We start from the raw sequence: 23150 nt of genomic DNA, 5'->3' as shown, positions 1-23150 counted from the left end.
CACGCGGTTCATACCTGTTTGTCCCGTGGTTTGCCCGGCGATACTAGCACATTTGCGACAAATCAGCGGTCAAATGCCGTCGCACGGGCCGGGTCCCACTATTGCGGCGTCACCGTTTTCCAGTCGCCGGTATTCAGGCTGTTGGGCGAGAACTCGGTCAGGCTGCCCCGGAAGGGCAAGGCGTCACTAAGCCGAAGGCCTTGAACCATATCAAACCGCCAGCCCCGTTCGGCCCCTTGGAACCCGGCGATGTCGGGGTGGTGCGCGTCCAGCACCTCGACCGTTCCGGTCAGCATCAGCAGATCGCCGTTTTGGTAATCCGGGAACAACAGCCCCGCGCGCGGCGTAACAAGGAAATTCCCCAGCGTGTTGAAGAAGTTGTTTCCAAGGAAATCGGGCACAACAAGGCTGTTGCCTTGCACTTTCACAAACCCCGACCGCCCGCCGCGATGCGAGACGTCAACGCTGCGCTCACCTTCGGCGTCAGCATAACTGGCCACGTAGAACGAGTTGGCTGAGGCGATGAACTCGCGCGCCGCCGTGTCCAGAGTTTCAAACCGTTCGCTTTTGATCTGTGCCCCCTCGGGTGCGGGGTCGCGGATAAACTCAACATCATGGGTCTGGATGTATTTCGGACAATTCCCGAAGGATTGCAGCACGTCCAGCGAAAAGCCGGTTTCCGACACCTCTTGCACCGTCGCATTCATCCGATTGCGCCGCCGGGTCGACAACTCGACCCCGACCACTCCAATCGGTGCTGCGGTTTCAAGGGCCGCTTTCAGCGGATCATCCGGATGCGGTTGGGCCTGAACGTCCAGCAAAGTTTCGGTTGGCGTGGACAGAAACCCAGGCCGCCCGGACAGGACCGAGGCCCAGGGCCAGCCCTGCGGATCAACGCTGCCCAGCACGACAAAGGGCAGTTTGCCGAAGAACTCACGATGCTGATCCGGCATGTAGGGGCGTATGACGGTGCGGCCGATTTTCTCCATCCGCTCGCGCTTGCCAATACGTGTCTGCATCTCGCGTTCGCCGCGGTGAAACGGGGATTTGGCGGTTTGTCCGGTGGCATTCATCGGGGGCCTCGCATGGGTTTGAGGGCCCGGCCGTGGCATCGCACGGCCGGTTTTGTCATGGGTCCGAACCGCGTCAGGCGGCGTTCAGACCGGCTGCGGTCTTGGGCATCGGGACAAAGCCGTCCAGCGCCTCAATATTCGCCAAAAGACGGCGGACATTCGGGTATGGATCCAACGAGACGTCACCCTCGGGCGCATGGGCGGTATAGCTGTAGATCGCCACGTCGGCGATGGTCGGGCGGTTGCCCACCAGCCAGTCGCGCCCTTGCAGATGCGCGTCCAGCTTGCCCAGAACCCTGGCCGCCGTCGCGTGGGTGAACGCCTTGTCCAGCGGTGCGTTGAACACGTTGATCAACCGGGCCGCTGCGGGGCCAAAGGCGATCTCACCAGCGGCGAGGGTCAGGAACTTCTGCACCTCGGCCTCAAGCACGGGGTCATTGGGCAGGTAGTCAGGCGCATATTTGCGCGCCAGATACACGAGGATGGCGTTGCTGTCGCAGATGATCACCTCACCATCTTCCAGAACCGGCACCTGCCCTGCCGGGTTCATGGCCAGAAAGTCATCCTGTTTATGCGCCCCTCCCGGCAGGTCCACATCAATCACCCGATGCGGCAGGCCGGCGAGATTTGCGAACAAAACGGCCCGGTGCGCGTGGCCCGAAAGCGGAAAGCTGTGAATGCGGAGGGTCTGGGACATGGGGGATTCCTTATTTTGGCGATTGTCACTGAACCCCAAGCTAACTTGCCCGCATCTAAACTATAATATACTCAACTGGTGAATAACTATGAACGTTTTGTAGACAATGGACACGATCATCGGAATGCGCACCTTTGTGGCCGTGGCCAGCCACAACTCGTTCACCGACGGTGCGCGGCAGGTTGGGATCAGCACCAAACTGGCCAGCAAATATGTCGGCCAGCTGGAACAGCGCCTGAACGCGCAACTGTTCCACCGCACCACCCGCAGCGTGACCCTGACCGACACCGGCAAAGCCTATTTCGAACGGTGCCTGCCTTTGTTGGAACAGTTTGAGGAGCTGGAGGGGCTGGTGCAGCAACGCCAGACCGAGCTGGCAGGCCGCATCCGTATCACGGCCCCGACCGGCTATGGGTCGGCGGAACTGGTCCATCTTCTGAAACCGTTTCAGGACGCACATCCGAATGTCGTGATCGAGCTGCACCTGTCCGATCACCACGTCTCATTGGTGGATGAAGGCTTTGACCTGGCCATCCGTTTCGGTGGGCTGAAGGATTCAACCCTGGTCGCGCGCAAACTGACAGATATGCGGATCGTCTGCTGCGCCGCGCCCGATTATCTGGCCCGGTTCGGCGCGCCGGATGTACCCGAGGATCTGTCAGAGCATAATTGCCTGCTGCAAACGACCGGCAATGTGATCGACAGCTGGGCGTTCAAAGGGCCGGACGGGGACATCATGGTGCCGGTATCCGGAAATTTCCGCGCCAATTCCCCGCGCGCAGCGGCCAATATGGCGGCGGACGGGCTGGGTATCGGTCGCGTCCCACTTTATACTGCCCGGCCCTTTCTGGCGGACGGGCGGTTGCAGCTTATCCTTGAGGCGCAGGAGACCGCAGTCTTGGGCCTCTATGCCACCTACCCGCCCAACCGGCACCTGACGGCCCGCATTCGGGCTTTGATCGATCATCTGGCGGCAGCCCTCGCGCACGGGTGATCTGAGATCAATCCCACAGGTTTTTGAAGTCGGAAGTGAGTATTTGGAACTGATACTTGAAATTTCCCTACCTAGTAGTAGATAGTTTATCTCAAACATATCCCACAGCCGTGGTCCGTCCAAAAAAGGGAAAACCGTTATGGAACTGAACTCAGATTTCTCTGCCCGCGTTGTCGTTCATTCTGATCGATTGGACTGGCAGCCTTCGCCGATGAAAGGCGTTGATCGCCGTATGCTGGACCGGATAGGCGGAGAAGTGGCACGTGCCACGACAATCGTGCGCTACGCCCCCGGCAGTTCGTTCTCGGCCCATACCCATACGGGCGGAGAGGAATTCATCGTGCTGGACGGCGTGTTTCAGGATGAACATGGCGACTTCCCGGCAGGGACCTATGTGCGCAACCCGCCGACCTCATCCCACACGCCCGGCTCTGCCGCCGGCTGCACGATCTTCGTCAAACTCTGGCAATTCGATATGGATGACCGCACGCAGTTTCGCAAAACCATGGCGGATGAGCTTGGAACGCCCGTCAACGGTGTGGCAACCGCAACCCTGCATGAGGACGCGCGCGAAGTTGTCACATATAGTCGTCTTGATCCGGGCGCTGAATTGATCTCGGACGCCAGCGGCGGGCACGAGATCCTGGTGATCGATGGACAAATCACAGCGGGTGGGGACCAATTGGCCAAAAACGCCTGGTTGCGTTTGCCCGAAGGTGAAACCCTGTCGGCGGTTGCTGGGCCAGACGGCGCGAAGGTCTGGATGAAAACCGGGCATTTGCCCTTTGCCCAACCTCCTGCAGCGTGATCGGGGGCCGAGACCGTGAGGCGCAACCTTACGCTGGACACCCAGACACTGATCATCGGCGCAGGTTTGTCAGGTCTCAGCCTTGCCGCGCAACTGGCGCGGCAAGGGCAGGATTTTGTACTGGTCGAGGGGCGCGACCGTCTGGGGGGCCGTATCCTGACCCACCACAACGGCAGCGCGGGGTTTGATCTTGGCCCCGCGTGGTTCTGGCCGGGGCAGCCCCGGATCGCAGCGCTGATCGCGCGGTTGGGGTTGGCCGCGTTCGAACAGTATTCCGCGGGCGAGTTGACCTATGAGGACGAGCAGGGCCGCGTCCTGCGCGGGCACGGGTTTTCGTCGATGCAGGGGTCTTTGCGGGTGGACCGAGGGTTTGGCGCCCTGATCGATGGCTTGGCGAAGCAGGTTGATCCCGACCGCATATATCTCGCGACCCCAATCCAGGCATTGCAGCGCACCGATGATGGTGTGATCGCCACCAGCCGGAACGGTCTAACCTTCCGCGCGAGGCATGTTGTTCTGGCCCTGCCCCCTCGGGTCGCGATGCGCATGTCTTTCACGCCAGCCCTGCCAGAAGCCGCCACAAATGCAATGGCAGCCGCCCCCACGTGGATGGCCGGTCAAGCCAAGGCCCTTGCGATCTATGACACGCCGTTTTGGCGCAAGGCCGGGCTGTCGGGTGATGCCATGAGCCGCCGGGGCCCGATGGTCGAGGTCCACGATGCCTCGCCCGCTGAAACCGGCCCTTATGCGGTGTTCGGCTTCATTGGAACGCCGCCGCAGGCGCGCACAGATCAACAGCGCCTGCGCCAGATGATAACGGAACAACTGACCCGCTTGTTCGGGGCTGAGGCCGCGCAGCCGTTGGATGTGCAAATCAAAGACTGGTCCGCCGACCCGTTTACCGCCGTGGAAGAGGATCAACACCCGCTGTTCAGCCACCCCTCCTATGGCCTGCCCCGCACGCTGGACCGAATTTGGGACAACCGTCTGATCTTTGCCGGAACCGAAGTGGCCCCGCAGTTTGGCGGCTATCTGGAAGGCGCATTGGAAGCGGCGGACCATGTTGCCGCGCGGCTTTTGCAGGAAAAGGTTTGAGACACTATGAGACCAGACACCAAAACCGCCCTTCTGGATGTCGCCGAACACGCCGCGCGCGCGCGCGGTTTCGATGGGTTCAGCTATGCCGATCTGGCCGTTGCGGTCGGTATCCGCAAGGCGTCGATCCACTATCACTTTCCGACCAAAGCCGCCCTCTCGGTGGCCTTGATGGACCGCTATCACGCAACCTTGCAAGGCGAATGCGACCGGATCGACGAAACCTGCCCCACCGCCGCGCAACGTCTGCTGTCCGTTATCGCGTTGTATCGGGATGCGTTGAACGATGGCAAAACGCTCTGCCTGTGTGTCGCGCTGATCAGCAGTCGTGAAAGCCTGTCAGACGAAGTCATCCAGAAAATCAACGACTTCCGCGCCATGATGGTGGCCCGTCTGACGGGCATTTTCGAGCTTGCGCAGACGGACAACAGTATTCGCAATCTGGGCCGCCCCCCGGCCGAGGCCCGCGCGACCCTTGCCTTGCTGGAAGGCGCGCATTTGACAGCCCGCGCGGAAAGCAACGTCGCGCCCTTTGATCTGGCGGTAGAGTTATTGCAGGCCCGCTGTCAGCACGACGGCCAGACCATCACGCCGCGTCCGGTGCCCTGAGCCCGCCGATCGAGGTCAGAAGTTCTACGATCGCACCAATTCCTTCCCTTTGCCGCAATGACGAGAACACAAACGGGCGGCCATTGCGCATTCTGGTCGCGTCGCGTTCCATTACCTCAAGCGACGCGCCCACATGCGGGGCCAGATCGGTTTTGTTGATGATCAGAACGTCCGATTTCGTGATCGCTGGCCCACCTTTGCGCGGGATCTCCTCACCCGCCGCCACGTCGATCACGTAAAGTGTCACATCCGCCAGTTCAGGGCTGAAGGTCGCCGACAGGTTGTCGCCACCGCTTTCGATCAGCACAAGTTCAACATCCGGGTGGCGTGTTTGCATCTCGGCCACTGCTGCCAGATTGATCGAAGCATCCTCGCGGATCGCAGTGTGGGGGCAACCGCCTGTTTCCACGCCGATAATCCGGTCCTGCGGCAGGATTTGCATCCGCATCAGGGCCTCGGCGTCCTCCTGCGTATATATGTCATTGGTGATCACACCAACCGAATGCGTATCGCGCAACGCCTCGGACAAGGCGGCTGTCAGCGTTGTCTTTCCAGCCCCAACCGGGCCGCCAATCCCAACCCGCAAAGGGCCATTCATCTGGGTCATGTTCGGAACATCCTTGAATATTGGGTTTCATGTTTCATTGACGCGATATCGGACAGAAACGCGGTCGAGCTAAGCGCCTCGAGCCCTTGATCCTGCGCTTCGGTCGCCAGTCTGGAGCATAGCGGTGTCAGGTCTCGGATCAGCCGTTGCGCCTCGGTCTGGCCAAGGGGAACCAACCGCGTGGCACATGCCACAAGGTTCGACATGAAGGATTGCACGAACATCTGTGTCGTCAGGAGCAGAGGCAAACCATGCAGACGCGCGGCACGTCCGACCGCAACCGGATAGGTCAGGCCGGCCAGATCCACCTCCCAAACCTGTGCTGTGACACCACAGAACGCCTCACCCAAAAGCTGCGTTTCCATCAACCGCTCGGACGAGGCGCAGAAGGCGCGTGCGGTTGCGTCGATCTCGGTCAGTTCCTTCTTCGAGTTGGCATTATAAGCCGCCACAAGAAACAAAGCGTCATTCCGGACCGAGCCATGGTTCAGCACATCCGAAATCCATGCGCCCGCGCTGTTGGCATCCGTCACGGCCCCGCTATCGATGGCCCATTCCAGCCCGTGCGAATAGGCGAACCCGCCCACCGGATAGGCGGGTGACAGCCACTGGTTCAGCGTCAGGATATCGGCGTCAGTGGGCGTGGCCATGGGTCCTGCCGTGCCCGTAAGCCCCGCCTTCCGGGGTGAAGGGTTCCACAACCTCGCGCGTGGTGGCACCCAGTTTGTCCAGCATGTCCCGGATCACATGATCGCGCTGGATCAGCAAACGGCCCGGTTCGATCTGGCAGGGCGTGTGGCGGTTGCCGATATGCCAGGCCAGGCGCAGCAGGTTGTCTCCGCTGACTTCCAGCAGATCTTCGGGCGCGGCCACCACTTCGATCTCGCGCCCATCTTCCAGAACAAGAACGCCGCCGTGATCCAGCGACAGCGTCTGCGCCAGATCGACCAGAAACGCCTCACCATCATCGGTGGCCAGCATCTTGCGGCGCAGGAACCGGCCGTCATAGTCCAGCGAAACCTGCGCATGGGCAGGGGCATGGGTATGATCGTGATAGATGCGGGCGGTTTTTATATCGGGTGTCATCGGGGCCTCTTCCAATCTCAGAACATGAAATAGCGTTGCGCCATCGGTAAAACCTCGGCCGGTTGGCAGGTCAGCAATTCGCCATCTGCGCGGACCTCATAGGTTTCGGGATCGACCTCGATATGCGGGGTTGCATCGTTCAGCAACAGGTCCCGCTTGCCGATGTTTCGCGTGTTTCGCACGGCAACCGTTTGCTTGGCCAAACCAAGCGCGTCACCAATCCCGTCGGCCTGTGCCGCTGCCGAGACAAAGGTGATCGCCGAATGCTCGACCGAGCGGCCATAGGCCCCGAACATCGGACGGCTATAGACCGGCTGCGGCGTCGGGATCGAGGCGTTCGGGTCCCCCATCTGTGCACAGGCGATGGTCCCACCCAGCAAAACCATCTCGGGCTTCACCCCGAAAAACGCTGGGTTCCACAGCACCAGATCGGCGCGTTTGCCTTCTTCGATACTGCCAATTTCATGGCTCAGGCCGTGCGCGATGGCCGGATTGATGGTGTATTTCGCAATGTAGCGACGAACGCGCAGGTTATCGTTGTCGCCGGTTTCCTCGGGCAGGCGTCCGCGCTGCTTCTTCATCTTGTCGGCGGTTTGCCAGGTGCGGATCAGCACCTCCCCCACCCGGCCCATGGCCTGACTGTCGGACGCAATGATGCTGAACGCGCCCATGTCGTGCAGGATATCCTCGGCGGCAATGGTCTCGCGCCGGATGCGGCTTTCGGCAAAGGCCACGTCCTCGGGGATGGATTTGTCGAGGTGGTGGCAGACCATCAACATATCCAAATGCTCTTCCACCGTATTCACTGTGAAGGGCCGCGTCGGGTTGGTGGATGAGGGCAGAACGTGATTCTCGCCACAGATCTTGATGATGTCCGGCGCATGGCCGCCACCCGCGCCTTCGGTGTGGAAGGCATGGATCGTCCGGCCTTTCATCGCAGCCACCGTGTTTTCCACGAAACCGGATTCGTTTAGCGTATCGGTGTGGATCATCACCTGCACGTCCATCGCATCCGCCACAGACAGACAACAGTCGATGGCGGCGGGCGTTGTCCCCCAATCTTCGTGCAGTTTCAACGCGCAGGCCCCGCCCTTGACCTGTTCCTCAAGCGCGGCGGGCAGCGAGGCGTTGCCCTTACCCGCAAAGGCCAGGTTCATCGGAAAGGCGTCTGCCGCCTGCAACATCTGCCCGATATGCCAGGGGCCGGGCGTGCATGTGGTGGCCAAAGTGCCATGAGCCGGGCCGGTGCCGCCGCCCAACATGGTCGTCAGACCGGAATGCAGCGCGTCTTCAATCTGTTGCGGGCAAATAAAGTGGATATGGCTGTCGAATCCACCGGCGGTCAGAATGCGCCCCTCGCCCGCAATAACCTCGGTCCCCGGTCCGATGACAATGTCGACACCGGGCTGCGTGTCCGGGTTCCCGGCCTTACCGATCTTCGCAATACGCCCATCTTTCAGGCCCACATCCGCCTTGTATATGCCCGAGTGATCGACGATCAGCGCGTTGGTGATGACCGTATCCACGGCCCCCTCGGCCCGCGTGACCTGAGACTGCCCCATCCCGTCGCGGATCACCTTGCCGCCACCAAACTTGACCTCTTCGCCATAGACCGCGTTGCGATGCCCGGTTTCGGTGAACCGGGCCGCTGTGGCGCGATCCACGATCAGGTCCTGTTCAACCTCGATAATCAGATCGGTATCGGCCAGACGCACCCTGTCGCCCACCGTTGGCCCGAACATGGCGGCATAATCACTACGGCTGATCTTGCCCGGCATCTCTCAAAGCCCCCATGATATGCATGTTGAAACCGTAAATGTGCCGACGCCCTTCGTACGGAACCAGCATGACCTCGCGCGTTTGCCCCGGCTCGAACCGCACGGCTGTCCCGGCCGGAATATCAAGCCGCATCCCCAATGCGGCATAGCGATCAAAATCAAGTGCCGAGTTCGCCTCGGCAAAGTGATAATGGCTGCCAACCTGAACCGGGCGATCACCCGTATTTGCAACCGCAATCAAACGACTGCTGCGCCCGGCATTGAGCGTCAGCGACCCCTTCGCCGGAATGACCTCACCCGGGATCATTTGGGCAGTTTGGATATCAGAGTGATGGCGACCAGCGCGATCAGGGCCAGCCCAACACCCAGCCCAACACCCAGCGCGACGTAATCGCTGCCATGAGCGTGAATATGGGTGTCCGAGTGGGCCAGCGCCGGGCCGGACAGGACAAGGGCGGGAAACAGCATACGGTTCATTTGGACCTCCTGTATGGGTTAGCGAATAGGGTTGTGGACGGTCACAAGCTTGGTTCCGTCCGGAAACGTGGCCTCGACCTGTACGTCGAGGATCATCTCGGGCACGCCCTCCATGCATTGATCGCGTGTGATGACTTCGGCCCCGGCCTGCATCATGTCAGCGACCGAGCGCCCATCCCGCGCGCCTTCGACCACCGCATCGGTGATCAGGGCGATCGCCTCGGGGTGGTTCAGCTTGACGCCCCGCGCCAAACGCTTGCGGGCGACCTCGGCGGCCATGGCGATCAGCAGTTTGTCTTTTTCACGCGGGGTCAGGTTCATGTCACAGCATCCAGCATCGTGGGAGAGTTTCGGAATTCAATCGTCGCAGGACCGGCAGCAAAATGCGGCGCAACGCGAACCCGCTGGGCGCCAGTATCCGAACCACCATCAGGCCTTCGCGGATAAGGCTGGCACCTCCGGTGTCCGGCAGTATTTCCCGCACTGCTTGCAGAAGTCCGCCTGCCGAGGTCGAGGCCAGAATGACCAACGCCATAGCCCCTGCCCCGCCCCCAATGTCGGGCCTGCCAAGATGCGCATTCAGATCACCTTCAAACCGGATTGCGTCCAGAAACAGTGGCTGATTGCCGAGGCGGAGTTCGATGTGGTCCCACAAGCGTATATCGCCGAGGGTTTCGCCCATGGCCTGCCGCCCGAAGATCAGCGGCTCGACCACCAGCGCCTGCGCGCCGGGATCGAGATCGACGATCAGACGCCGATTCAGAGCGCTGTTGTCATAGAGGATCGTCTCTTGCGGCAGCCAGTTCAGGCGCGCCCCCCCGCCCACCTTGATCGTGTTTCTGACGGTACCAACTTGTCCAGGCTGCGCCTTGTAAACCCGCTCACACGCTTGGGTTGTCAAAGTCACTGTCGTGTAAGGGGCTATCTGCCCGGTAAAGCGGAACTGATCGCCTCCGGTGATCCCACCGGCCGTGTTGAGCAAAACGGCCTCCAGACCCAGGTCCTGCGCGCGCGGGAACATGCACTTGTACGAGCCCGACTGCTGGAACCCGTCGATGACTGTTTTGCGGCCCAGTGCCTTGCTGGACAAAAAGACCCTGCCCACGGCGCGGGGCGGATTGGCCAAATTGGGGGACGATATCGGGATGGTCTGGGTGATGGGAACGGCTCATGCTTCAAGGCTGCGGGAAATTTGTCGCCGCCTGTTGCAGTGAACTCTATGAACTGCGCCCTGGACCTGCCGATTCTCCTGTCGATCTGCTTAAATCCTGTGCGAATTGACGCCATTCGCCCAGTTTTTGCTCAAACTTGTATCGACGACCTTATTGAATGGTCGCGTTCAATATTAGCGCATCACACCCCGCACCTTCCAGTTTTTTTGCTTCGCGACAGTCTCGGAGTTGGACCTTCGCCTGCTTTAGAGGTGCATTCTCAAACAATGAGGCGATGCACATAATGCTCTTTTTCTGACATTAATGCGCACAACTTGAAACCCTCAATGAAAGGCCCAAACCAGGTTGGAACTAGTCTCCTAGATTGCCCCTCAGTTTCGTTGCGAAACCGAGGTCAGAGCATGTGCTCTGCAATCTGCTCAACGATCCACGCCGCATCATCTGCAGACAAGTTGCGCCCGCGAATGCGAAGGCGCAGTTCGCCTGCCGAGACCTCTGCCTGAATTTCCCCACCACCCGGAAGACTGACCGGTGCCAAACGCTCAACCTGTTGCGGTCGTCCGCCACGCGTTTTGTCTCTGGACGGTTCGGGCGCGTCCCTGAGCGCATTTTCCAGCAAGGACCATTCCGCCTTGGCATCCAGAACATCTGCACCTGCTAGGGCCTGCCGCAGTTTGGCTTGCGCCCCATCCCGCAATGCGGCCGCGAGCTTCAGACCGGCCTTCTCGGTCAAGGCGATGGGATGCTGCAGCAAATCCCCCAGCGCCTCGTGAACACTGGCAAAGCTGCGCACCTTGGAACGTTTGGCCTTGGACGCGGCTGCAAACAAAACGTCCACTGCGGCTTCGGTGGAGTCGAAAACCCCCTGCCCTGCGGCCAGAACAGCGATCCGACCGCGCTCATACGGGCTCAGGTTGGCGCGCAGTTCGTTCTCTTCGACCATCGAAACATAGGCACCCTGCCCTGTCTCGGCGTTGCGCACAAAAGCCGGGATCGCCGCAAATCTCGGATCGGTTTTGGCCAGACGCCGGAAGGCATCCAGGCGTCTAAACCCGGAAATAAGGCCATACCCCTCACCGTCCGGTGTAACCTCGATCGGTGTGCGAAGGCCGTGGACGCGCAAGGACTCCAGCAACTCGGCCATTGCCTCTTCATCCTCGACCATGCGGTCCCGTCGGATGTAGTCGGCATCAATATCGTCCAGGGCCAGCTTTTGCGCCACCAGACCAGCGTCTTTTGCGTCGCGCCAGGCGGCGGCATCTGTTTGGTCCTGCGCCAGTGCGACCCTGTCCGTCACCGCAGCCATCCCGTTCAAAGACGCAGCCTCGGCCGCAACCTGTGCAATCGGCGGTGCCGGGGATTTTGTATCAAACGGGCTGATCGAAGGTTTCGCGACGAAACCAGCCTCGAGCTGTTCCAGTTCCGCCGTGTCCGGGGCGGTCAGTCTTCTGCGTTTAGCCATCTGCCTCTCCTCCCATCTGAGCATCGCGCCACCAGCACCCGATCAGAACCTCTTTGAATTCCGCATAAGTCCGGTCAAAGGTCTCGCGGCCTCGCACATAGGTGTCGCGGTTGAAATCGCGGTAATCCGCTTCGTAAATCCCATTCACTTGCTCCCCCGCCTGCCCGACCAAAGCGGTATAGTCCTGACGGTAGGCATTCATGAAATCCCCGAAATAAGCCTGTATGACATTTGCCATGTCGGTCTGCTGACTGGCGTCAAAGCGCGTGATGATTGCCCGGACTACATCCCATTCGAACTTAAGTTCGGGTAAACCTGCCGCCCGTTGCGCGGCATTCTCGCCATCTTCGATGCTGGCAAAAGTCGTATACAGCATGTCGAAGAACCGGCCCGTCGAATCAAACTCCAGGAATGACGCCCCAAGCGGCACCAACAGAATATCCGCCGCGGCCAACGCGTTGATCGTTAGGTACCCAAGTGCAGGAGGGGTATCGAGGAATACGATGTCGTAATCATTCAGAACGCCCTCGTCTTGCAGGAAGTTCGTCAACCCATCCCAAAGAGGCCAGCTGCGCAGGCCCATGCGCCAGACGGGAATCTGGAACTCGGCCCAATACAGGTTCAGCTGCGCGCCGATCAGATCGATATTGGGCCAGTGCGTCTTTTGAATGACATCGCGGGGCAGGGTGGTCAGGGCCTCTTGCAGCGTTTCGTCCAAGGGGATTTCGGGTTGACCCGCCGCGCTGCGAACCCTGTTTTCCTCTTGCACGGCGCGCGCATAGTCTTTGGCGATCAATGGAAAAACCGTTTGCCACTCATCCGCGACGCGACCACCAAGGATCGAGGTCATGGACCCCTGGCTGTCCAAATCGATCACGAGAACCTTGTAGCCGTCCAGCGCGGCGGACATCGCCAAATGAGCGGCGGTCGAGGTCTTTCCGACACCACCCTTGAAATTGGCGACGGCGACGACCTTTGCCGGAAGGCCCTCCGGACGATACGGCAGATATTCCTTTGTGCTGACGCCTTCAGCCGCGAAATGCTGGCGCAGGGTCAGAACCTCTTCCAAAGTGAACCATTTGGATCCGGCCTCGCCCTCACCCTGGGGCAGGTCGGGATTGGCCTTCAGAACCCGTCTCAGATGGGCGGGGGCGACTGGAATAAGATACTTGGTGATTTCCCATATGGAAAACCGCCGCAGCCGTTTTTCTCCATCAGGGGCATAGCCACGGCGGGCAAGGTCTTCTCGTCCCTTGGCGCAGAATGTGGCCGCTTTTGCGAATCGAGATGTCCCGATAGGATCAGGCAACTTGGTTGCCGCGGCCTCTGGATCAAGATTCAAATAGGGCGGCACGGGAGGTTGGTTGGATTTGTTCACTGTCGATGCCTCGGATAATGTTCGCCTTACCAGCGTATATTCCAAAATGTAGCGAACATTTTGTCTGGCGGCTATCCTTCATTGCGGTTTTTTTCACAGAAATACATCAAATGACCGAGTTTCGTCGCGAAACCAGTTCTTAAAACAAAAAAAGGCGCAACAAAGAGTTTATTCTATTTAGAAGTTTTAGATTCTTTGGGCCCAAAACTACTAATGATAACAATGAGATGAATGCACTACCGGACCTCAATACGGTACGAAAGGAACCCGTTTTCAGGACAATAGGTTCCTGTTTGCAGGACGAAAAGCGCCAGAATCCGGGAAGAGGGGGCCCGATTCGCGGTATTCAAAAAAACAGGCGAAATCAGAGCCTAATCCTGCCCCTCGGAACAGGTTGACGAGTCGTTTTGAGCGGCATCCAGTCTTCGCCGAGTCCCTGCCCTGGGGATAACTCTCGGTGCAGAGTCATTAGGTACCTGTCTACGGGATTCCCTTCATCCTGTATTTGGGCACCCAAAGAAGATTGATCATTGGGTACCTTTCATGGCACAAATATCAAAACGAGCAGTCAGGCAGAATCATGCCGGATACATTATTGGACATGGATACCCTCTCTGGTGCGCTGCGCCGGGAGACGGTGAAAAAGAATGTCGCCGCGATTCATATCAGCGGCAAGCTGACGCTGTTGCAGCGCAAGCTATCCAATGTGTTGTTGCTGAATGCCTATGATGCGCTAACCTCGGCCCCCACCCATACGATTGACGCCAGAACCCTGGCCATGATGGTCGGTTACAATTCCAACGACTTCGATACACTGCGCGCCAGCCTGCGCGCTTTGGCGGAAACCGTAGCCGAGTGGGATATGCTGGATGAACAGGGCCGTCAGGAATGGGGCGTCTCGTCCTTGCTGAGTTTTGCCAAGCTGAAGAACGGGGTGTGCGAATATGCCTATTCCCCGGCGTTGGCGCAGAAGCTTTATGACCCCAAGATCTATGCCCTCATCAATGTGCAGATTCAGCGGAATTTCAGTTCAGGCCATGGCCTGGCATTGTATGAGAATTGCTATCGTTTTGTCAGAACGGGCTCGACAGGGTGGTGGGCGCTGGACGTGTTCCGAAAGTTGATGGGCGTGGATGGCAGCGACTATTACAGCAGCTTCAAGCATCTGAACGCCAAGATCATCAAACCGGCGGTGGCCGAGGTGAACAAAAGCTCGGACATTCTGATTGATCCGGAATTCAAGAAGAAGGGTCGCACCGTCACGGACATCCGATTCCGTATCAAGGGCAATCCACAGAAAGCGATGTTCGAGATTGATGACAGCGACGGCGTTCGCAACCTGCCGATCTACAAGACGCTGCGCGATCAGGGGGTATCCGACAGGTTGGCGCGGCAGTGGATTGCTGAACATGGGGAAGACTATGTGCGGCAAAAGCTGGACTATGTAAGCGGGCAGGGGGGTGTAAAATCAACGCTGGGCTACCTATCGGCTGCGCTGCGCGATGATTACCAGCCACCCGATCCGGACCCGAAACCAGAGCCAAGCCCACAGGCTCTGGCCGCGGCGGAACAGCGTCAGGAAGAACGGGCTGAGGAAGATCGGGCCTATGCCGCGCGGGTGGCCGAGCGATCCGAAAGGGCGCGAAAGCTCTCGATTGTCGAAGAACTGGTTTCGCGGCGAAACCCCACGCAGAGAGATGCCGACAAGCGTTTGTTCTTGGCCGGGCTGGACAATGACCTGGATCGGGAACATTTCCGCGCACATGGGTGGCGATCCGGTCTGAACGCGGCGGCAATCTTTGCCTTTTGGCAGGACCTGGAGCCAGAGGCCTTTGAGTAAATCGCCCGCATCCGGCTTGTCTGTCCAACGCGCCCGCCCAATGTGGTGTGCATAAATCCGAAATAATGATTATTAAAAACCAAATAGCTCTAAGTCCTTTTGATCCTTAGGATGAAACCCTCGCGCGCAATACGACCCCAAATATCAAAACCGCAAAATCAGGAATTTCCCCGTTTGCGTATGCCGCGCCCTTAGGTCAAGTTGCCCGTCAGAGATTGCGCAATGCCGCAGACAGGTTCGAAGGACAGATCCGAGATGACGCAACGAAATGGCGGTGTGGTACTGGTGGAATGCCTGCAGGCGCTTGGGGCGCGGCACAGTTTTGGCGTTCCCGGTGAAAGCTATCTGGCAGTTCTGGACGCGCTGCATGACACAAGCAGCACAAGGCGGGATACAAACGGCGCGCTGGATTTCACCTTATGCCGGAATGAAGGTGGTGCTGCGTTCATGGCTTCGGCTTACGGCAAGCTGACCGGTCAGCCCGGTATCTGCTTTGTGACCCGAGGACCGGGCGCGACCAATGCCTCGATTGGCGTGCACACGGCGATGCAGGACAGCGCCCCGATGATCCTGTTTGTTGGACAGGTCGGTACGGACATGAAAGGGCGCGAGGCGTTTCAGGAGATCGACTATCGCGCCTATTTCGGCACCGTTGCCAAATGGGTGACTGAGATCGAAACGGTGGACCGCATCCCCGAGATCATCGCCCGCGCCTGGACCACCGCAATATCAGGCCGCCCCGGCCCAGTGGTTGTCGCCTTGCCCGAGGATATGCTGACCGAAGTAACAGACGTCCCCGCGTTGACGGGCCCTGCGCCGGTTCACGAACCCGGCCCAACGCCCGACGCGATTGCGGCGGTTGTGTCCAAACTCTCGACCGCAAAACGCCCGCTGATCCTGATTGGTGGTGGTGGCTGGCGGGCCGAGGGCAGCACGGCTTTGCAGCGATTTGCCGAAGCCGCCGATATTCCGGTGATCGCCGCCTTCCGGTTTCAGGACATCCTGGACAACCACTCGCCCAGCTATGTGGGTGACGCCGGGACCGGCATGACACCGGCGACCCGAGCACAGATCCAGGGCGCGGATGTGATTCTGGCCATTGGCGTGCGGTTCGGAGAGATGACAACTGATGGCTACACCTTGCTGAACGTGCCCAAACCGGATCAGACGCTGATCCATGTGCACGCCTCGGACCGCGAGATTGGAAAGGTCTACATTGCTGACCTAGGTGTCCAATCCGGCCCGAATGCCTTTGCTCAGGCCATGTCGCAACAGGTTGTGCAAGGCAGCTGGGCGGACTGGCGGGCCAGAGCCCGCGCGGATTATGAGGCATTTTTCGATCTGCCCGACCTGCCCAGCCCCGTGGATATGGGTAAGGTCTCGGCCTATCTGCGCGACCGTCTGCCCGAGGATGCGATCCTGACCAATGGTGCCGGCAACTTTACCGTTTGGCCGAACAAGTTCTTCAAGTACGGCCCGAACCAGCGGCTGCTGGCTCCGCAATCCGGGGCGATGGGCTATGGGCTTCCGGCTGCCGTTGCCGCCAAGGTCGCGCATACGGACCGGACTGTTGTCTGTTTTGCCGGGGATGGTGATTTTCAGATGAACTGTCAGGAGCTTGGAACCGCCATGCAGGCCGGGGCCCAGCCCATCGTATTGATCCTGAACAATGGCACATACGGCACCATTCGGATGCATCAGGAAAAAGCCTATCCCGCTCGCGTCTCGGGCACGACGCTGGAGAACCCGGATTTCGCAGCACTTGCAAGGTCTTACGGTTACCATGCTGAGCGGGTTGAGCGGACCGAGGAGTTCAAGGCCGCGTTCGAACGGGCGCTGGCGTCGGACAGCGGGGCGGTTTTGGATCTGAACATCTCAGCCGAAGCGCTGACTCCGCGCCAGACCCTCAGCCAGATGCGCGAGGCAGCACAGAAGGCGGGCTCCTGATAAAAGTTTCGGGGCCTCTTTCCCTTGTGGGACGGGCTGTCTAAGAAGTGCGTCCAACTTGATTTCAGGAGGCCCCATTGGACCGTATCGCCCGCACCATCGCCACCGAGATTCAAGCCCGCCCCGAACAGGTGAATGCAGCGGTCAAACTGCTGGATGACGGTGCAACGGTGCCGTTTGTGGCGCGGTATCGGAAAGAGGCAACGGGCGGGCTGGATGACGGTCAGCTGCGCACCCTGTCCGACCGCCTGACCTATTTGCGCGAACTTGAGGCGCGGCGTGACACGATTCTGAAATCGATCAAGGATCAAGGCAAGCTGAGCGACGATCTGGCCAAATCCATCGCACAGGCCGACACCAAGGCGCAGCTTGAAGACATCTATCTGCCCTATAAGCCCAAACGCCGCACCAAGGCGATGATCGCCCGCGAAAACGGGTTGGAGCCTCTGGCCGATGCCATCCTTGCGGATCGGTTCGCTGATCCCGAGGCGCTGGCAAACGGGTATATTACTGACGCCGTGCCTACGCCGCGCGACGCGCTAAACGGGGCGCGGGATATTCTGACCGAACGGCTGACCGAAAACGCCGCCCTTTTGGGCGAGTTACGCGGCTTCATGCAGCGCGAGGCGTATCTGAGTGCCAAGGTCATTGAGGGCAAGGAAAACGAAGGCGCCAAGTTCAGCGACTATTTCGACCATTCCGAGTTGTGGGCAGACGTCCCCTCGCACCGGGCGCTGGCGATGCTGCGGGCCTCGAAAGAGGGGATCGTAACGCTGAACATCGCGCCGGAGCCGGAATTTGGTGCAGGGCGGGCCGAGACGATTGTGGCCGCCCATTTGCAGACGCGCGGCGATGGGCCGGGCGACAAGTGGCTGCGCAAAGTGGCGGGCTGGACCTGGCGGGTCAAGCTGTCGCTGAGCATGATGGTCGAGCTGATGGCCGACCTGCGCAGCCGGGCGCAGGACGAGGCTATTCAGGTCTTTTCCCGCAACCTCAAGGATGTGTTGTTTGCCGCCCCCGCAGGCGCGCGGCCTACATTGGGGCTGGATCCGGGTATCCGGACCGGGGTGAAGGCGGCTGTGGTGGATGCAACGGGTAAGGTTGTGGCGACAGACACGCTCTATCCGTTTCAGCCCAAGAACGATTTGCGCGGGGCGCAGGCGGCGATCCTGAACCTGATCTCGGCCCATCAGATCGAACTGATTGCCATCGGCAATGGCACTGCCAGCCGCGAAACCGAACGGATGGTGGCCGACGCGATCAGCCTGTTGCCCAAGAGCGTGAAAGCACCCACCAAGGTTGTGGTGTCCGAGGCCGGGGCCTCGGTCTATTCCGCCTCGGAACTGGCGGCGCGCGAGTTTCCCGATCTGGACGTCTCGCTGCGCGGAGCGGTGTCGATTGCCCGCCGATTGCAGGACCCGCTGGCCGAACTGGTGAAGATCGAACCGAAATCCATCGGCGTGGGGCAATACCAGCACGACGTGGATCAGCACCGCCTGTCCCAGTCGCTGGCAACCGTGATCGAGGATGTGGTGAACGCGGTGGGGGTTGATCTGAACACCGCCTCGGCCCCGCTGCTGTCGCATGTGTCGGGTCTGGGTCCGGCGCAGGCCGAGGCCATCGTCAGCCACCGGGACATCAATGGACCATTTCGGTCGCGCAAGGATCTGCTGGACGTCGCCCGCCTTGGCCCCCGCGCCTTTGAACAATGCGCCGGGTTCCTGCGGATCCGGGACGGGGCTGAGCCGCTGGACGCCTCCTCGGTTCACCCCGAGGCGTATGACGTCGCGCGCCGTGTGGTCGCCGCCTGTGGCCGGGACATCCGGCAGATCATGGGGCATGAGGGTGCCCTGAAACGCCTGCGGGCGGAACAGTTTGTGGATGACAGGTTCGGCCTGCCCACCGTGCGCGATATTTTTGCCGAATTGGAAAAACCCGGCCGCGACCCGCGACCCAGTTTCGTCACGGCCTCGTTCACGGACGGGGTGGAAGAGATCACCGACCTGAAACCCGGCATGATGCTGGAAGGCACCGTCACCAACGTCGCGGCCTTCGGGGCGTTTGTCGATATCGGCGTGCATCAGGACGGGCTGGTCCATGTCAGCCAACTGGCGGACCGTTTCGTCAAGGACCCGCATGAGGTGGTCAAGACCGGTCAGGTCGTCAAAGTGCGCGTGGTCGAAGTGGATGTGCCGCGCAAACGCATCGGCCTGACCATGCGCAAGAAGGGCGGCGACACGCGGCGCAGGGCGTGAACAAAGGGCAGACACGTCGCAAATTCGTTAAGCAGCCAATGATACGCTGCCGGCAACCGGGCTGCATCCGGCTGGACTTGGTTGACACAATGCAAGACGCTCGGGTCGGATTGTTTGGAAATGGGCGACCCCCGGGGTCGTAGGTAACTGAAAAACATGCAATATCACAACAAACCATACGATCAGCTTAGGGTCGGTGACAGCGCCGAAATCACGCGTAGCTGTTCGGTTGACGACTTCTATGTCTTCGCCAACAACTCGGGCAATCACAACCCGCTGCATCTGGCGCATGAAGACGGCGACGGCGACAATGAGCCCGAGGCGCTGGCCCCCGCGATCTTTGTCGGCGCGCTGGTCTCGGCGGTGCTGGGCAACGTTCTGCCGGGCGCAGGCACGCTGTATAAATCCCAAAGTTTCGAGTTTGTCGCGCAAGCCTATGCGGGTGACGAATTGACCTCGAAAGTCACCGTTCTGGAAAAGCGCGACCACCGCGAGGTTGTGTTTGACACCAGCGTCACGCGGGCATCGGATGGGGCCGTGATCCTGCGCGGGCAGGCCGTCGTGATTGCGCCGGAAAAACAGATGACCTTTGCCGAGGTTGATCTGCCCGGCCTGGTGGTCAAACGTCATCGCCATTTCGACGCCCTTCTGGAACGGGTGCGCCCATTGGACCCGATGCCAACCGCAATTGTCGCCCCGGAAGAGGCGAACTCATTGGGTGGGGCCCTGTTGGCGGCGCGTGAGACCATTATTCAACCGATCCTGATCGGTGACCCGGACAAAATCTACGCCGCCGCGACTGAGATCGGTCAATCGCTGGACGCGTTCGAGATTCTGCCGGTGATGGATCACCTTGGCGCGGCACATACCGCCGTTGATCTGGTTGCCGAAGGGCGGGCGCAGGCCGTGATGAAAGGGCATTTGCACACGGATGAGCTGCTTAAGGCCGCGTTGCGCCGGGATCAGGGGCTGCGGACCGGTCGGCGCTTTACCCATGTCTTTGTCATGGATGTGCCCGGCCAGCCGCGGCCTTTGCTTGTGACCGACGCGGCGATCAACATTGAACCGGATCTTGAGACCAAGATCGACATCACCCAGAACGCCATCGATCTGGCGCTGTCGCTGGGCATCGAACAGCCCCGCGCCGGGGTGTTGTCGGCTATTGAGACGGTGAACCCGGCGATCCGGTCTTCGGTCGATGCGGCACTTCTGTCCAAGATGGCCGAGCGCGGCCAGATCAAAGGCGGCTTGGTCGATGGGCCGCTGGCGATGGACAATGCGGTCAGCCTTGCCGCCGCGCGTACCAAAGGCATCGTGTCCGAGGTTGCGGGCCGCACGGATATTCTGGTCGTGCCAAATCTGGATGCGGGCAACATGATGGCCAAGCAACTGACCTATATCGCCAATGCCGAAGGGGCAGGGGTGGTCATGGGGGCCAAAGTGCCGATCATCCTGACCAGCCGTGCGGATGACGACAAGGCGCGGCTTGCGTCTTGCGCAGTGGCGGCGCTGCATCAGGCGCGCATCTCAGCAGTTGGGAAGGGGCGGGCATGACCCATGTTGTGACGCTGAATGCCGGGTCATCCTCGCTGAAGTTCGGGTTCTACGAACTTGCCCCCGGCGACCCGGTCGAGAAATGCACCGGCACCGTCGAGCGCATCGGCGAGGCGAGCGTATCGGTCACTGCAAAATCGGCCAGCGGCAGGGCGTTGGCAAATGGCAGCCCGGGCGAGACGCCGGACCATGCAGCAGCGCTGGATTGGGTTCTGGGCTTTCTCAGCCGAACCTATCCGTCCGCGCAGGTGTCGGCGGTCGGGCACCGTGTCGTCCATGGTGGCCCGGATATCGACACGCCCTTGCCATTGACCGCAGACTCGATCGCGGCGCTGGACAAACTCTCGCCCTTCGCGCCGCTGCACCAGCCGCATAACCTGGCCGGGGTGCGGGCGGCGATGGAACGGTTTCCCGACGCGGCGCAGATCGCCTGTTTCGACACCGCCTTTCACCGCAACCACCCGTGGGAGAATGACGTCTTCGCCCTGCCGCGCGAGTATTATGACAAAGGTGTACGTCGCTACGGGTTTCACGGCCTCAGCTATGACTACATCTCGGGCCATATGGCGGATACCGCGCCATTGCTGCATGAAGGCCGGGTCGTTGTCGCGCATCTGGGCAACGGGGCATCAATGTGCGCGATGATCGGCGGGCGCTCAGTCGGATCGACCATGGGGTTCTCGGCCTTGGACGGGCTGCCGATGGGCACCCGCTGCGGTCAGCTTGATCCCGGTGTCGTGCTGTACCTGATGGAGCAAGAGGGGCTGAGCGCCACAGAAATCTCGGATCTGCTGTTCCGAAAATCCGGCCTGCTGGGCCTGTCGGGTCTGTCCAATGATATGCGCACGCTGGAAAAGGCCGACACCCATGAAAGCCGACAGGCGATCAGCTATTTCACCTTCCGTCTGCGGCGCGAACTTGGTGCGATGGCGGCGGTTCTGGGCGGTATCGATGCGCTGGTCTTCACCGGCGGCATTGGCGAGAACTCACGCCTTGTGCGCGACCGGGTCTGTACCGGGATGGGCTGGTTGGGGATCGAGCTTGATCCCGACGCAAATGCAGACAACAACCGGATCATCTCGACCAACCTGTCCCGCGTGGTGACAATGGTGATACCCACGAATGAGGAACTGGTCATCGCCCGCGCCGCCGCCAATCTGCTGGCAGGTTCGGATGTCCCAGCTAGAGGCAGCCACTAAAGCGCTGGCTGCGGATCGCGTCCGGGGTCAGGCGATACCGGTCGCGAAACGACCGGGTCAGCGTTGTGACCGACGAAAACCCGGTCGCCGCCGAAATCTCGCGCTGTGACAGATCGGTGTGGCGCAGCAACTCATGCGCCCGTTCCAACCGCAGGGCCTTGTAGGTCGACAACAGTTTGGTTCCGGTTTTTTCCAGAAACCGCCGCTGCAACTGTCGGGTCGAGGTTCCCAGAATGCGCGAAATATCGGGGATTTTCAGCGGGTCCTCGATATGCGCCAGCATGGCATCAACGGCGTGCAAAACCATCGGGTCCGCGCCGGATCTTTGGATCAACCGTGTGGCCAAAGTGCTTTTGTGCTGCGCTTCCGGCTCGGTCAGGCCGATATACGCGCGCAGCGTGTCCGCGATATAGGCCCCGTGATCCAGTGAGGCCAGATCAGCCAGCAACCGCAACGCACCAAGCCGGGTCGAGGCGCTATGCGTGCGCCCCTCGGCAGTCAGGTGCCTGTCAGCACTACAGATGCACAGCCCGCTTTCCTGCGCGGCGGCGGCAAAGTTCGGGTGCACCGCCACGGATTTCTTGTGCGTACGCCCGATTTCGGCCAGCAACAACACGGCGCTTCCAACAAGGATGGTGCGGGGGGCCAGGCTGATCACCTGCGCGGTCCATGCTCTTTCCATGGGGGACAAGGTCCAGTGATTTTCCAGATCCCCCCAGAAGATAGCGGTCCGCCCGTGCCAGAAGATCGGGTTCCCCGGTTTTTCCTGTGCAATCTGGCGGATGTTTACCTGATAGGAATAGTCTTCGGAAAACGCGTTAAGGGCCTGGAAGAATTCCGCAATCATTCCGGTAGATGCGACTGCAATATCGGTTGCCACAAACACGTCAACGTCGCGCTGCTTTTGGGGCTGCGGCGACACTGATCCAGCCAGTTCCAGGCACGCATCGTTAGGGACGTAATGTTTCATTGCGATGCCTTTCTACAAGTGGAACGTACTATTACTAAATGCTTGGGGCGGTTCGTGGACCCCCCGCCTTTCTGTGGCGGGGGGTTGTGTTTGTGTTGTTATTCAGCTGCGTCTTTGTATGCGTCCATTGGGGGGCATGTGCAGACGAG

22 protein-coding genes are annotated in these 23150 nt (G+C 60.2%); 9 read left to right on the top strand and 13 right to left on the bottom strand.

The window, feature by feature from the left end:
* Positions 1–98: 98 nt before the first annotated feature.
* Entirely contained in the window at positions 99–1073 is a 975-nt protein-coding gene (locus tag ACR0KJ_RS10430) for a pyridoxamine 5'-phosphate oxidase family protein (protein ID WP_480626622.1), read from the bottom strand.
* A gap of 73 nt (positions 1074–1146) precedes the next feature.
* The gene (locus ACR0KJ_RS10425) at positions 1147–1770 is read right to left on the bottom strand and encodes a glutathione S-transferase family protein (protein WP_480626621.1); all 624 of its coding nucleotides are present in this window, start codon (positions 1768–1770) and stop codon (positions 1147–1149) included.
* Between the two features lie 106 nt (positions 1771–1876).
* Here ACR0KJ_RS10425 and ACR0KJ_RS10420 point away from each other — a divergent pair, with 106 nt between their 5' ends.
* The 4 genes from ACR0KJ_RS10420 to ACR0KJ_RS10405 all read left to right on the top strand — a co-directional run bounded on the left by ACR0KJ_RS10420 (position 1877) and on the right by ACR0KJ_RS10405 (position 5276).
* Positions 1877–2764 (top strand): LysR family transcriptional regulator, encoded by an 888-nt coding sequence (locus ACR0KJ_RS10420; protein ID WP_480626620.1) that lies wholly within the window; start codon positions 1877–1879, stop codon positions 2762–2764.
* A 139-nt stretch (positions 2765–2903) separates the two neighbouring features.
* Positions 2904–3572 (top strand): cupin domain-containing protein, encoded by a 669-nt coding sequence (locus ACR0KJ_RS10415; protein WP_480626619.1) that lies wholly within the window; start codon positions 2904–2906, stop codon positions 3570–3572.
* A gap of 15 nt (positions 3573–3587) precedes the next feature.
* Positions 3588–4667, top strand: coding sequence for a flavin monoamine oxidase family protein (locus tag ACR0KJ_RS10410; protein ID WP_480626618.1), 1080 nt, complete (start codon positions 3588–3590; stop codon positions 4665–4667).
* A gap of 6 nt (positions 4668–4673) precedes the next feature.
* Complete coding sequence (locus tag ACR0KJ_RS10405) at positions 4674–5276, top strand: TetR/AcrR family transcriptional regulator (RefSeq protein WP_170453973.1); 603 nt, start codon at positions 4674–4676, stop codon at positions 5274–5276.
* On the opposite strand, the gene ureG is transcribed toward ACR0KJ_RS10405, so the two are convergent.
* The 10 genes from ureG to ACR0KJ_RS10355 all read right to left on the bottom strand — a co-directional run bounded on the left by ureG (position 5254) and on the right by ACR0KJ_RS10355 (position 13236).
* Entirely contained in the window at positions 5254–5883 is a 630-nt protein-coding gene (gene ureG, locus ACR0KJ_RS10400) for an urease accessory protein UreG (protein WP_170453975.1), read from the bottom strand. The two genes, ACR0KJ_RS10405 and ureG, sit on opposite strands and share 23 nt — an antisense overlap.
* The gene (locus ACR0KJ_RS10395; protein WP_170453977.1) at positions 5880–6533 is read right to left on the bottom strand and encodes an urease accessory protein UreF; all 654 of its coding nucleotides are present in this window, start codon (positions 6531–6533) and stop codon (positions 5880–5882) included. The genes ureG and ACR0KJ_RS10395 overlap by 4 nt, the downstream gene beginning before the upstream one ends.
* Complete coding sequence (gene ureE, locus ACR0KJ_RS10390) at positions 6517–6969, bottom strand: urease accessory protein UreE (RefSeq protein ID WP_170453979.1); 453 nt, start codon at positions 6967–6969, stop codon at positions 6517–6519. The genes ACR0KJ_RS10395 and ureE overlap by 17 nt, the downstream gene beginning before the upstream one ends.
* Positions 6970–6986: 17 nt before the next feature.
* Positions 6987–8747 (bottom strand): urease subunit alpha, encoded by a 1761-nt coding sequence (gene ureC, locus ACR0KJ_RS10385; RefSeq protein ID WP_170453981.1) that lies wholly within the window; start codon positions 8745–8747, stop codon positions 6987–6989.
* A complete protein-coding gene (locus tag ACR0KJ_RS10380; protein ID WP_170453983.1) occupies positions 8725–9054 on the bottom strand; it encodes an urease subunit beta in 330 nt (109 codons plus the stop codon). The genes ureC and ACR0KJ_RS10380 overlap by 23 nt, the downstream gene beginning before the upstream one ends.
* A complete protein-coding gene (locus tag ACR0KJ_RS10375) occupies positions 9051–9224 on the bottom strand; it encodes a hypothetical protein (protein WP_480626617.1) in 174 nt (57 codons plus the stop codon). Before ACR0KJ_RS10375 ends, ACR0KJ_RS10380 begins: the two co-directional genes overlap by 4 nt.
* A gap of 18 nt (positions 9225–9242) precedes the next feature.
* A complete protein-coding gene (locus ACR0KJ_RS10370) occupies positions 9243–9545 on the bottom strand; it encodes an urease subunit gamma (protein ID WP_170453987.1) in 303 nt (100 codons plus the stop codon).
* A gap of 1 nt (position 9546) precedes the next feature.
* The gene (locus ACR0KJ_RS10365) at positions 9547–10314 is read right to left on the bottom strand and encodes an urease accessory protein UreD (protein ID WP_480626616.1); all 768 of its coding nucleotides are present in this window, start codon (positions 10312–10314) and stop codon (positions 9547–9549) included.
* 476 nt (positions 10315–10790) lie between these two features.
* Entirely contained in the window at positions 10791–11858 is a 1068-nt protein-coding gene (locus tag ACR0KJ_RS10360) for a ParB/RepB/Spo0J family partition protein (protein ID WP_480626615.1), read from the bottom strand.
* Positions 11851–13236, bottom strand: coding sequence for an AAA family ATPase (locus ACR0KJ_RS10355; RefSeq protein ID WP_170524621.1), 1386 nt, complete (start codon positions 13234–13236; stop codon positions 11851–11853). Before ACR0KJ_RS10355 ends, ACR0KJ_RS10360 begins: the two co-directional genes overlap by 8 nt.
* A 580-nt stretch (positions 13237–13816) precedes the next feature.
* On the opposite strand from ACR0KJ_RS10355, the gene ACR0KJ_RS10350 reads away from it, so the two are divergent.
* From ACR0KJ_RS10350 to ACR0KJ_RS10330, 5 genes are all read left to right on the top strand, one after another.
* A complete protein-coding gene (locus ACR0KJ_RS10350; RefSeq protein ID WP_480626614.1) occupies positions 13817–15076 on the top strand; it encodes a replication initiation protein in 1260 nt (419 codons plus the stop codon).
* A gap of 255 nt (positions 15077–15331) precedes the next feature.
* Positions 15332–17023 (top strand): thiamine pyrophosphate-binding protein, encoded by a 1692-nt coding sequence (locus ACR0KJ_RS10345; RefSeq protein WP_480626613.1) that lies wholly within the window; start codon positions 15332–15334, stop codon positions 17021–17023.
* 77 nt (positions 17024–17100) lie between these two features.
* A complete protein-coding gene (locus tag ACR0KJ_RS10340) occupies positions 17101–19278 on the top strand; it encodes a Tex family protein (RefSeq protein WP_480626612.1) in 2178 nt (725 codons plus the stop codon).
* Positions 19279–19434: 156 nt separating this feature from the next.
* Complete coding sequence (locus ACR0KJ_RS10335) at positions 19435–20832, top strand: bifunctional enoyl-CoA hydratase/phosphate acetyltransferase (protein ID WP_170735861.1); 1398 nt, start codon at positions 19435–19437, stop codon at positions 20830–20832.
* Complete coding sequence (locus tag ACR0KJ_RS10330) at positions 20829–22031, top strand: acetate/propionate family kinase (RefSeq protein WP_480626611.1); 1203 nt, start codon at positions 20829–20831, stop codon at positions 22029–22031. Before ACR0KJ_RS10335 ends, ACR0KJ_RS10330 begins: the two co-directional genes overlap by 4 nt.
* On the opposite strand, the gene ACR0KJ_RS10325 is transcribed toward ACR0KJ_RS10330, so the two are convergent.
* Positions 22015–23001 (bottom strand): helix-turn-helix domain-containing protein, encoded by a 987-nt coding sequence (locus tag ACR0KJ_RS10325; RefSeq protein ID WP_480626610.1) that lies wholly within the window; start codon positions 22999–23001, stop codon positions 22015–22017. The two genes, ACR0KJ_RS10330 and ACR0KJ_RS10325, sit on opposite strands and share 17 nt — an antisense overlap.
* Between the last annotated feature and the right edge of the window lie 149 nt (positions 23002–23150).

It is taken from the genome of Ruegeria sp. AD6 (assembly GCF_056542325.1).
This window is presented reverse-complemented; position numbering and strand designations above follow the sequence as displayed.